The organism is Lysinibacillus cavernae, from assembly GCF_009724685.1.
GTDB classification, from domain to species: domain Bacteria; phylum Bacillota; class Bacilli; order Bacillales_A; family Planococcaceae; genus Lysinibacillus; species Lysinibacillus cavernae.
Map to the genome: position 1 here is coordinate 55,515 of NZ_WMEF01000001.1, position 12,295 is coordinate 67,809.

Below are 12,295 nucleotides of genomic sequence, written 5' to 3' on the forward strand. Positions count from 1 at the left end.
GCTTTTTTAACTAAATCACGCTAAAATACTTACACTTCATGTAGATATAATTTGAAAACATTACTAAGTAGTCAAAGGTTATTCAGAAAAACATTTTGGTGAATTAGTGGAAGGATTTAAATTAGTAGCCATATGGACGGTTGTATGGTTGGCGGTAGTACGGTGGGTAGAACGGAAAGAACGGGTAGAATGGATAGAATGGGTAGAATGGGTATTGATAACGTGGACGTCTTCTTCTCCGACGCCTTCCATAACTGTCATAATCATAATCGTAATCATCATCGTACCTATCTCTACCATATTGTTCATAATAATCACGCATAATTTTTCCTCCTTTCGATTTCCGTATAGGTTATGCTACATAAGGATTGACCTTCTATATATTTGCCTATATTAAACATCATTCATCTTGCTTGAACCGTGTACTGGCTTTACAAGGAAATTCTTGATGAATTGATACAAGCTATCGGTCTTAAGATCATTTTAATTAATCAATTTAAAAACATAATTTTTCAGAACTATTAGAATCTAGGACAGTAAAAAATCGATTGGATAACAAATGCTTCCGATACACATTTACATAGATATGAATAAAAAAGAAGACGAACTAAAAAAGTTCGCCTCCATAAAGTCAGAATCGGCACGTTTCCGGCACGATCGATTTTTATTGTTGTTTAAAAACCTTTAAATGCTTTTATATCAAGCATTTCAGGTGTATTACCCGATACTGCCTTCCATCTCAAACTTAATCAGACGGTTCATTTCTACTGCATATTCCATTGGTAGTTCTTTTGTGAATGGCTCAATGAAGCCCATTACGATCATTTCTGTCGCTTCTTCTTCAGAAATTCCACGAGACATTAAATAGAATAATTGCTCTTCAGATACTTTTGAAACTTTTGCTTCATGCTCTAAAGAAACATTATCATTAAAGATTTCGTTATAAGGAATTGTATCAGAAGTCGATTGGTTATCCATGATCAGCGTATCACATTCGATGTTTGCACGGGCACCACTTGCTTTAGGACCGAAACGAACTTGTCCCATATATGTTACCTTACCACCTTGTTTAGCAATCGATTTAGATACGATTGTTGAAGATGTGTTTGGTGCCATATGGATCATTTTTGCTCCAGCATGTTGATGCTGTCCTTTACCTGCTAATGCAATGGATAATGTCATACCACGAGCACCTTCACCTTTTAGGATACATGCTGGGTATTTCATTGTTAATTTAGAACCGATGTTACCATCAATCCATTCCATTGTACCGTTCTCTTCAACAACTGTACGTTTCGTAACAAGGTTGTATACGTTATTCGCCCAGTTTTGAATCGTTGTATAACGGCAATATGCATCTTTACGTACAACAATTTCTACAACTGCTGAGTGTAAAGAGTTGGTAGTGTAAACAGGAGCTGTACAACCTTCAACATAGTGTACATGTGCACCCTCGTCCACGATAATTAATGTACGTTCGAATTGCCCCATATTTTCAGAGTTAATACGGAAGTAAGCTTGTAATGGTGTTTCTACTTTAACACCTGGTGGTACATAGATAAATGATCCACCTGACCATACAGCTGAGTTCAATGCAGCAAATTTATTGTCAGTGTAAGGAATAACTTTACCCCAGTATTGTTTGAAAATATCTTCGTTTTCACGTAAAGCAGAGTCAGTATCTTTGAACACAATTCCAAGATCCTCAAGGTCTTTTTTCATGTTGTGATAAACTACCTCAGACTCATATTGTGCTGATACACCAGCAAGGTATTTTTGTTCTGCTTCAGGAATACCTAATTTATCAAAAGTAGCTTTGATTTCTTCAGGTACTTCATCCCATGATCGTTGTGTAGCTTCTGATGGTTTTACATAGTACGTAATTTCATCAAAATCTAAATCTCCAAGATCGCCACCCCATTGCGGCATTGGTTTTGTATAAAATGTTTCAAGTGCTTTTAAGCGGTATTCAAGCATCCACTCTGGCTCTTGTTTCATATTTGAAATTTCACGGACGATTTCTTCAGTTAAACCACGTTTTGAACGGAAAATTGATACGTCCTTGTCATGGAAACCGTATTTGTAATCGCCGATATCAGGCATTTTTTTAGCCATCGTTTCTCCTCCGTTCATTGAGATGTATTTTTCAAGGTATTCACCCCTTGCCTTGAGTGAAAGTATTTTGCTTTCACTCAGGCAATAAGGAAGTAAGTTTTACTTAACACCTTTTTCCATTGCTTTCCAAGCTAATGTCGCACACTTAATACGTGCAGGAAATTGTGAGACACCTTGCAGTGCTTCAACATCCTCAAGGTCATAATTATCGCTGTAGTCTTCACCCATCATCATTTTAGAAAAAACATCTGAAAGCTCTAAAGCTTCTTCTACCTTTTTCCCTTTAATGAGCTGTGTCATCATCGATGCAGAAGACATAGAAATAGAACAGCCTTCACCATCAAATTTCGCATCTTCTACAACGCCGTCAGTCACTTTCAATGTTAAGTGAATACGGTCCCCACATGTAGGATTGTTCATATCAATTGTTACAGCATCATCTTCTAAAGATCCCTTATTACGGGGATTTTTATAGTGATCCATAATAACTGAACGATATAGTTGATCTAAATTATTAAAAGACATCGCCAAAATACTCCTTCGCAGAACGTAACCCTGCAACTAAACGATCAATATCCTCCTCTGTATTATACAGATAGAAACTTGCACGCGCTGTTGCTACTTGCTGAAGACATTTCATTAGTGGCTGCGCACAATGATGTCCTGCACGAACAGCAATACCATTCATGTCAAGCACCGTTGCCACATCATGTGGATGTACATCATCTAAGTTAAATGTCACAAGTCCACAACGCTTCATTGGGTCACGTGGGCCGAAAATTTTCAAACCGTCAATTGATTCAAGCTGATCCATTGCGTAGCCTGCAAGCTTATGCTCATGCGCTGCAATGTTATCTAACCCAATATCAGTTAAGAAATCAATAGCGGCTCCTAAACCTATTGCACCTGCAATAATAGGCGTTCCACCTTCAAATTTCCACGGTAATTCCTTCCACGTTGAATCATAAAGCCCAACAAAGTCAATCATTTCGCCACCAAATTCAATTGGCTCCATCTTTTCAAGGTGTTCCTTTTTACCATATAGTACACCTATTCCAGTTGGTCCGCACATTTTATGCCCAGAGAATCCTAAGAAGTCTACACCTAAATCTTGCACATCAATTTTCATATGTGGAGCAGCTTGTGCGCCATCGGCGACCATAACAGCACCATTAGTATGTGCAATTTGCGCAATTTCTTTAATAGGATTTATTGTTCCAAGTACGTTTGATGCCATTGACACCGCAACAATTTTTGTATTAGGTGTGATTGTCTCACGTACTTTTTCCAGGCTAAGTGTGCCGTCCGCTTCTAGCTCAATATATTTCAATGTCGCATTTTTTTCTTTGGCTAGCTGTTGCCAAGGAATGATGTTGGAGTGATGCTCCATATGGGTAATAACAATTTCATCACCCTCAACAACATTTGCACGTCCATAACTTGACGCTACTGTATTTAAAGCAGTTGTTGTACCACGAGTGAAAATAATTTCCTGTGTTGATTGTGCATTAATAAACTTACGCACCTTTTCACGTGCACCTTCATATTTATCTGTTGCACGATTCCCTAATGTATGCACACCACGGTGAACATTAGAATTATCGAATTCATAATAAGCCTTAATAGCTTCAATCACTTGAACAGGTTTTTGAGACGTTGCAGCACTATCAAGATAAACAAGTCTATGACCGTTTACATCCTGATTTAAAATTGGGAAATAGCTTTTAATGTCTTTATTCATCATTAGCGAACTTTCCTTTCAATAACCTCCGTCAGTTGCTTTTGAACGCCTTCGATTGGTAATTGCGTAACAACTGGCGCAAGGAATCCATGTATAACAAGGCGCTCTGCTTCTGCTTTCGAGATACCACGACTCATTAAATAGTAAAGCTGTAATGGATCTACTCGACCAACAGATGCTGCGTGTCCTGCTGTTACATCATCTTCATCAATTAATAAAATTGGGTTGGCATCCCCACGAGCTTTTTCTGACAGCATTAATACACGAGATTCTTGCTGTGCATCTGCTTTTGTCGCACCATGTTCGATGTAGCCAATACCGTTAAAGATAGATTGAGCTGCATCCTTCATTACACCATGCTTTAAGATATGCCCGTTAGAGTTTTTACCCCAGTGACGAACCTCTGTAGTGAAGTTAAGTTTTTGTTCTCCACGACCAACAACTACTGTTTTTGTATCTGCATGAGAACCGTCACCAATTAAATGAGTAATGTTTTCAGAGATTGTGTCTGAGTCATTCATCAAACCAAGAGCCCAATCAACTTTTGCATCACGTGCTAAACGTGCACGACGATTTACATATGTTGTATAGCCTTTTGCAAGTACATCTACTGCACCATATGTTACTTGCGCATTATCTTGGACAACAACTTCCGCAATAATATTCGCTTGGCCTTTTGCTTCTTCAATTGTAGAAATATATGTTTCAACGTATGTTACAGCAGAGTTTGCTTCCGCTACTACTAATACGTGGTTGTATAATGATGCTTCTGCATTATCATTTAGGAAAACAACTTGAAGTGGTTGTTCAATAATCACGTTTTTAGGTACGTATACAAACACACCACCATTAACAAGTGCTGTATGAAGCGCTGTTAACTTATGCTCATCCACTTTAACAGCTTCTGTCATAAAGTATTTTTGAACAAGTTCACCATGTTCACGAATTGCTGTGAAAATATCTGTAAAAATAACACCTTTATCAGCAAGTTCTTGTGATGCCTTAATATACGCTGGTGTATTATTGCGTTGAATGTATAGGTTTTCTTGTGCTTCAAGGTCAATTAGGCCTTTTGCTTCTTCAGGTAGAGCATCTAATGAAGAGAATGCCTCACTATGAACTGTAAATTCTGGGAAGTTCATGAAATCCCATTTAGTAATATTCGTTCTATCTGGTTTTGGCAATTCTAAACCAGTTACTTTGTCTAGTGCTGCCGCGCGAAGTTCTGTAAACCAAGCTGGTTCACCATTTGCTTCTGAGAACGAGCGCACGTCCTGTACTGTTACAGGCAAGTTAAGTTCCACTGTCATGCTAGTTCGTCCTCCTTCTTATGCTTCTTGCTCTTCTGTTTCTTCTTCGATACCTAATTCTTTTTTAATCCAGTCATAACCTTCTGCTTCTAAGCGTTGTGCAAGCTCTGCACCACCAGATTTAACAACACGACCTTGCATCATTACGTGAACATGGTCTGGTGTAATGTAGTTTAATAGACGTTGATAGTGCGTGATCATTAAGCAGCCAAAGCCTTCACCGCGCATTGCGTTGATCCCTTTTGATACTACTTTAAGTGCATCGATATCAAGACCTGAGTCAATTTCGTCTAAAATCGCAATTGTTGGTTTAATCATCATTAATTGAAGAATTTCATTACGTTTTTTCTCACCGCCAGAGAAACCTTCATTTAAATAACGTTGAGCCATATCTTCATTCATTTCAAGGAATTCCATGTTTTTATCTAATTCACGAATAAATTTCATCAATGAAATTTCATCGCCTTCTTCACGACGTGCATTAATAGCTGAACGCAAGAAATCGGCATTTGTTACACCAGCAATTTCAGATGGATATTGCATAGCTAGGAATAAACCAGCTTGAGCACGCTCGTCTACTTCCATTTCAAGTACATCTTCACCATCAAGCTCAACAGTACCTGAAGTAACTTCATATTTTGGATGACCCATAATAGCAGAAGCTAGTGTCGATTTACCAGTTCCGTTTGGTCCCATGATTGCGTGAATTTCATTTGTATTAATTGTAAGATTTACGCCTTTTAAAATCTCTTTCCCGTCGATTGCAACGTGAAGATCTTTAATAACTAAAGTTGACATGAAAATACCTCCATAGTGTTCAGTGAATGGGTCAACCATTCCTTAATTATCATCATTCTAATCTTAACTGAAAATCGTTCTCTATGCAAACCATTTCAATTACTTTCCCATTCTTCAAATAAAATCTTGAAAAATAAAGGCTTTGTAAGCATTTTCAGATTATTACCACTTCATCTCGTCAATGAGAATGGACTTTCTTCATTTTCAATGAATTATCTCTAATTGAGAATCGATTTCATCTAGCTACATAGTGAAAACCCCGTGAAAAGTGCTAATTGTAGCGGTTTTGTGACGAATTTGCATAAACAACCATATCTATACTATAACCTATTTCATTAAAATGGAATCAATTAAAGTTGATATTGTAAGAAAGAAATTTTGATTAAAAAAGTGTGCGACTTATCCTGAAAAGATGAAAAACGTAGATAAATTAAAAGGCAGAAACATTGATAATCAACATTTCTGCGCTTTCTTTTACATATACATACAGTCAGCCTAGATTATAAGCCCATAAATACCCTTTTGATTCCAGTATAAAAGCAGTTGGATCTGAGGAGTCAGCAATAATAATTGCCCCATTCGTCTTCAGCTCATAGCCATCATTCACACGCTCTATTTGAATGGGCAAACCTATCTCTATAAAAAGCTGACGAATACGGTAGATTGTATTATAAAGATTGGCTAATGCTTTTTTCTCATCTAGATTGGGCCAAATATCATCTAAGATACGATATTTCGATACTACGATTCCTTCGTTGACTAATAAATAATAGAAAAGTTCCTCCGTGACCTTTGTTCGCCATTTGATTGCTCTTCCATTCAACCGCGCGCCAACTTCACCTTTCAATCTAACTTCTAGCTTCGTCGAATTTTGTTTCGATTGACGTCCATAATATTTTATCAATCTATCATTCAATTGAAGCACGATGCTCGGGGTCATTGGTTTCATTATATAATCCAATGCTTGCACTCGAAATGCATCTACAGCATATTTTGCATAGGCAGTTGAAAATACGATTGGAACATCAATACCTTCCTCTACTAAATAAGCAGCAAGTTCCAATCCATTCATCTTAGGCATTTCAATATCTAAGATAATCGCATCGTATTCACCTTTTATTGTCAAAATCTGAGCTGCCGCTTCTATAGGAGATGTATAGGAAGCAATAACCTCAAATATCCCCTCTTTTTCAAGCAAGAGTTTATGCAAATCTGAAATCGGCTGTTCATCCTCTACCATAATAATTCTCCACATGTTGAAGCTCCTTTAAAGGTTGTATTAATAACATCGTTGTACCCTCATCTTTTTTTGAAGTAATGGCAAGAGTAGCATGTGGTATTTCTTTTACTCTACGCAAAACATTAGTAAACCCGATTCCATTTGAAAATTTGTTTTCACCATTATTCATAGCAACTACCTGTTCCTCAGTCATTCCAACGCCATCATCCATCACTTGAATAATAAGATTATCTTGCTGCCTTTTCATTTCAATAGTGACTGTGCCATTTCCGTCTTTTTCAAAAATACCATGTCGAATAGCATTTTCAACTAACGGCTGAATCAGTAAGTTTGGAATTTCTACTCTCGCCACATCTAGTGTTTCCTCTATTGAAAATACAACCGTTAATTTATTACCAAAGCGAGCTTGTTCAATTTCTACATATGCCCGTATGATTTCAAGCTCTTTTTCTAATGTTGCACGTTGTCCCTCCTTGCCTGACTCCAATATATAACGTAAATAGGTAGATAACATCGTTAATAAATGCCCTGCACGCTCTCCATCTGTATAGCAAAACGAAATTATACTACTTAGTGCATTGTATAAAAAGTGTGGATTGATTTGTGCCTGAAGAAAAGCCATTTCATGCTCAATTGCTTTGCCCATCGCCTCTTTTGTTAACGTAATAGCAGATAAACGTGCAATTAACATTTCTTTCGTGGCGGGCTTGCGGATATAATCATTTGCCCCTGATTCAAGTACGAGTGAAATATTAGTTGGATATTCATTGGCTACTAACATAACAACCGGTAAATCGATATAACTATAATATTGACGTATATTTTTTGTCAGCGCAATTCCATCCATTCCTGGCATCACTTCATCTATCATTAAAAAATCAGGCTTTTGTTGTCGGATGATGGCAAGTGCCTCCTCAGAGCTATGCACTAGCTCTATAGAATAATGACTTTGTAGAAGTGTTTGTAGCACTTCTGCATGAATCACATCATCCTCGACTATTAGTAATTTGGGCAAGTTGTCATTAAACAGTGTCTGATCATTCATCGTGACATTCATTTCATCGTCTTTCAGCACTTGCTCATAACCACCAAATGGCAAAGTGATAATAAAACGAATGCCGTTTGGTAATAAATCAATTGAATAGGTGCCTCCCATCTGCTCAATGATGGCTCTCCCAATAGATTGTCCTGTCTCATCTGCTGCAATTTGCTGTATTGGTTCAGGACCAATTCCTTCAATCGAAATTCTTACATCTGTATCAAGATGTAAAACTGTTATAATAACGTCCCCATTAACTGCATGGGAAATAGCTGTTTCTAGTACCCTATATACTATTTGCCCTACCCTTTGTTCATCAGCTTGTACTAATAATTTAGGATTGGTGTACTTATATAGACGAATATGTGTTTTTTTTATCTTTTTTTCATGCATGGTTAACACATGTTGAATAATCATTTGAATATTGACTGGATGTACATCGATATGGAAATCTTGAAATCTAATTCTCGTAAAATCTTTCAAGTCACTTACTAAATATAATAAGCGCTCCAGTTGTTGTTCTAGTAATTGATGTTCTACCGTACTAGACTGGGTCGATAAGGTTTTCGTGACATTTAATGCATGATATAGCGGTTGTTCTAATTCCTTCGTTGTTACCTCTAAAAAAGAATCCTTACCAATTGTTGCTTTTTCAAGGCGATGACTATACATCTCAGCATCTCTCGTTCGATTGATGAGCCGCATTGCTAAGAAGACATTCATACCTATTAAAAAGAATAGTAGACCCACACGATTAAAAACATTTCGTCCTGAGAAAAAAAGTTGATCGAATGTGCCACTTAAACTAAAAATAAAAAGTGACATCATTGTTGCACTTAATATGACTAATTCGTTTTTAGGCACATTCGTACTTTTTGTCATTATCAAATACAATAATCTGCCAATTAGCAGCAATGCTAAAAAATTTATATAGGCGAAAAATATATATTGTAGGCTTGATAAAGATCTTGCTGGTAAAAGAAGCGTTCCAACCCCATACAATATAAGAGGTAGCACGAATAGCATAGCAGTCCTACGCTTCATCATGGCAGACACCGTGTATACAAAGAAAAAGAATAGCATCGCTGCATTCAAGTATGTTACAAAATCTTGCAAACGAAAATACCACTCGAATGTTATAGTAGGAAACTCCCGATAGAGTGTTCGTTCACCTCGTGTACATACTAGGATAGCTAGTGTAAAAAAATACATTGCACTATAAAAAAATGCTTTATCCCTTATTCTAAGTAAATACAAACTAAAATGAAAAATTGAAAATATCAACAACATGACAATGGTCGTTTTTTCTAAATACACATCTTGGATCACATCTTTGGCAAGTGTATCCGCCTCTCCAATATCTATAGGAAATATAATGCCATGTCTAGCATTATAAAAATCGGCTACTTGTATGGTTATGGTCAGTGAATCTGAAGGTGGCGAAAAATACACTTCATAAACAGGATTACTCGGTGTTGATTTTGCTTGAACAGTGGCAAGTGTTCCATATGAAGCAAATACTTCATCATTAATATAAAGTTTATGAGCTGACCAAATATTCCGGACCCGAATGCCTATTTTTCTGAAATGAGGCGGGAGCTTTATCTTAAGCTGGTAAGTACCGTACTTCACATCACCTTGCCATGGTCCAGGGACCAATTCTATTGGGGCAGTGTCAGGAAAGTTTGTAGGCTCAAGGAATTGACCACCTATAAATTGCCATTCTCCAGAAAGTGCTACTATCTCTTCTTCTTTTGTTATTTCTGATAGATCTAACCGTCCATCCATTGCCCGAACCTTCGTCTTACTCGTATCTTGATCGTTAAAAATTAAGTATCCTAAAATGGTGATGGCTATTAAAATAAAGAGCCAGCTTAATCCTTTCTTTATCATGAATTCCACCTCATCCTCATCATACAAAAATTAACTCTCAAATATCTAACAGTTTACAATTTTTTATTTCGGAATTTACAGTCATTTTTCATCTTAAATAATATATAATCAAGGTAAATTCAATCTTATTTTTAGATTAATAGAGGTGAGTTGTAGTGGAGTTACGTCAATTACGCTATTTTGTAGAGGTTGCTGAACGCGAGCATATTTCAGAGGCTGCTGAGCATCTCCATGTAGCCCAATCTGCCATCAGTCGGCAAATCGCAAATCTTGAAGATGAGTTAGGCACCCCGTTATTCGAGCGTGTTGGACGAAATGTTAAATTAACCCCTATTGGGAAGACGTTTCTTGAACATACCATTACAGCACTAAAGGCCATCGATTTTGCTGCAAAGCAAGTGGAAGAATATCTTGATCCAGCTAAAGGTTCTATTAAAATTGGATTTCCAACAAGTTTGGCTAGCTATGTACTTCCAACCGTTATATCAGCCTTTAAACGAGAATATCCTGATTTACAGTTTCAACTACGTCAAGGGTCCTATCGATTTTTAATTGATGCGGTCAAAAATCGGGAGTTAAACCTAGCTTTTTTGGGGCCACTTCCCCCTAAGGACGAATCTATTCAATCAACAATCCTGTTTACTGAAAATATCGCCGCGCTTCTACCCGCCAATCACCCATTAGCTAAAAGAGAAAGTATTCAGCTTGCAGAGTTGAAAAATGATCTCTTTGTGTTATTTCCAGATGGCTATATTTTGCATAAGGTAGCGATGGATGCTTGCCGTGCTGCGGGCTTTTTACCAAATGTTATTTCTGAAGGTGAGGATTTGGATGCATTGAAAGGTTTAGTGGCCGCTGGCATAGGTGTTAGTCTTTTACCTGAAAGCTCCCTTTATGACTCTGCCGCTCGATTTACCATAAAGGTTCCGATTGAATCACCAACAATCCCTAGAACTGTTGGCATTATCTCACCTGTAAATCGAGAAATCGCACCATCAGAAGTCATTTTTTTAGATTTTGTGAAAAACTTCTTTTCTCGTCTTTCGCAATTCCAATAAAAAAATCGCCCTACCAGGCGATTTTTTTTTGAATGAAGCTAATTAGTTGTTTGCTCACCAATCCATTGTAATGTTCTTTCTCCTAATCCTCCTGCTCGCCACAACACAACGTCATGATAGCTTTTCTTTTGTACATATTTGACCCATTTTTCAAGTGTTTCTTGATCAGCATACCAAACCTCATGACTAACATTGCTGTCATCTACATACGTAAAATAAACTGCTCCACTCCCCTTATCGCGCTGTTTGACTGCATTTGTTTCGGCTAATAATTGTTCAGCCTCCAACTCAGTTAAAGCGACCGTTTTACCTTGGGCCACCCATTTGAAACCGCCCGTAGCAAAGGCAATGGCTAAATCTTGATTAGACTTCTTAATTTTTTTTACTAAATCATTGAGAAAAGAAAAAGTGGCTTTCGCACCTGGCCCACTATGGTAACCATGTACATTATAGGCCATTACAGTATAGGTAGGTCCATCTGGCAATTTCACATTAAACGGAAAGCGTGGCTCTAAGACAACATGCAGTGTAACTTCCTTTTTTGAAAGAGCTTGGTATAGCTCATCTAAAAATAGGACATATTTTTGAAGGTCTTCTTGAGCTACCTTTTCATAATCAATCTCAATACCATCCACTTGGTATTGATCCACTACTTGCAAAATATTGCTGATATGCTTTTGCCTCGCTGCAGAATCCTGTAATAGTCTGTGTAAAAGCGTACTATCCTTTTGAACAGATGGGGCGTTATCTGTAACATAATCATTAATTAGCGTTAGTATCACATGATGTGAATCATTAAATTGTTGCTGTGTCTGCTGCAACATGTCGATTGCATTTTCTGTTAATAATAATTCATCTTTACTATTAAAATAAGCACCGAAAACCCGTATATCTTGTAATCCATGTTGAGAATTTTTCACATCCTCTATGGCAGATTTATTTTGCCACTCAGGTAACCAGATGGACAATCGGAGCTTCTCCTTGTTTTTTAATTCTTCTCTTGCTTCAGCTGGTGGCTCTTTACTATTACTACAAGCAGTGATAAATAGTAGTGCTATACAGATAAATAATACAAAATTCTTCACTTGAATCAAATTTCAC

10 protein-coding genes are annotated in these 12,295 nt (G+C 37.3%); 1 reads left to right on the forward strand and 9 read right to left on the reverse strand.

Annotated features, from left to right (window positions below):
- Window positions 1-78: 78 nt before the first annotated feature.
- The 8 genes from GJU32_RS00310 to GJU32_RS00345 all read right to left on the reverse strand — a co-directional run bounded on the left by GJU32_RS00310 (window position 79) and on the right by GJU32_RS00345 (window position 10,136).
- Window positions 79-318 carry a hypothetical protein gene (locus GJU32_RS00310; protein ID WP_155589974.1) on the reverse strand — a complete coding sequence of 80 codons (240 nt, stop codon included), beginning with the start codon at window positions 316-318 and terminating at the stop codon, window positions 79-81.
- A 399-nt stretch (window positions 319-717) separates the two neighbouring features.
- Complete coding sequence (sufB, locus tag GJU32_RS00315) at window positions 718-2,115, reverse strand: Fe-S cluster assembly protein SufB (RefSeq protein WP_155589975.1); 1,398 nt, start codon at window positions 2,113-2,115, stop codon at window positions 718-720.
- A gap of 99 nt (window positions 2,116-2,214) precedes the next feature.
- On the reverse strand, window positions 2,215-2,640 hold the full coding sequence (gene sufU / locus GJU32_RS00320; RefSeq protein WP_155589976.1) for a Fe-S cluster assembly sulfur transfer protein SufU: 426 nt from the start codon (window positions 2,638-2,640) through the stop codon (window positions 2,215-2,217).
- Entirely contained in the window at window positions 2,630-3,859 is a 1,230-nt protein-coding gene (locus GJU32_RS00325) for a cysteine desulfurase (protein WP_155589977.1), read from the reverse strand. The genes sufU and GJU32_RS00325 overlap by 11 nt, the downstream gene beginning before the upstream one ends.
- Window positions 3,859-5,166 carry a Fe-S cluster assembly protein SufD gene (gene sufD, locus GJU32_RS00330; protein WP_155589978.1) on the reverse strand — a complete coding sequence of 436 codons (1,308 nt, stop codon included), beginning with the start codon at window positions 5,164-5,166 and terminating at the stop codon, window positions 3,859-3,861. Before sufD ends, GJU32_RS00325 begins: the two co-directional genes overlap by 1 nt.
- An 18-nt stretch (window positions 5,167-5,184) precedes the next feature.
- The gene (sufC, locus tag GJU32_RS00335) at window positions 5,185-5,964 is read right to left on the reverse strand and encodes a Fe-S cluster assembly ATPase SufC (RefSeq protein WP_004228249.1); all 780 of its coding nucleotides are present in this window, start codon (window positions 5,962-5,964) and stop codon (window positions 5,185-5,187) included.
- Between the two features lie 490 nt (window positions 5,965-6,454).
- Complete coding sequence (locus tag GJU32_RS00340) at window positions 6,455-7,219, reverse strand: response regulator (protein WP_155589979.1); 765 nt, start codon at window positions 7,217-7,219, stop codon at window positions 6,455-6,457.
- A complete protein-coding gene (locus GJU32_RS00345; protein WP_155589980.1) occupies window positions 7,191-10,136 on the reverse strand; it encodes a histidine kinase in 2,946 nt (981 codons plus the stop codon). The genes GJU32_RS00340 and GJU32_RS00345 overlap by 29 nt, the downstream gene beginning before the upstream one ends.
- Before the next feature lie 155 nt (window positions 10,137-10,291).
- On the opposite strand from GJU32_RS00345, the gene gltC reads away from it, so the two are divergent.
- On the forward strand, window positions 10,292-11,194 hold the full coding sequence (gene gltC, locus GJU32_RS00350) for a glutamate biosynthesis transcriptional regulator GltC (protein ID WP_131521218.1): 903 nt from the start codon (window positions 10,292-10,294) through the stop codon (window positions 11,192-11,194).
- Window positions 11,195-11,232: 38 nt separating this feature from the next.
- Here gltC and GJU32_RS00355 read toward each other — a convergent pair whose 3' ends face one another.
- Window positions 11,233-12,279 (reverse strand): glycosyl hydrolase family 18 protein, encoded by a 1,047-nt coding sequence (locus tag GJU32_RS00355; protein ID WP_230874881.1) that lies wholly within the window; start codon window positions 12,277-12,279, stop codon window positions 11,233-11,235.
- Window positions 12,280-12,295: the final 16 nt, after the last annotated feature.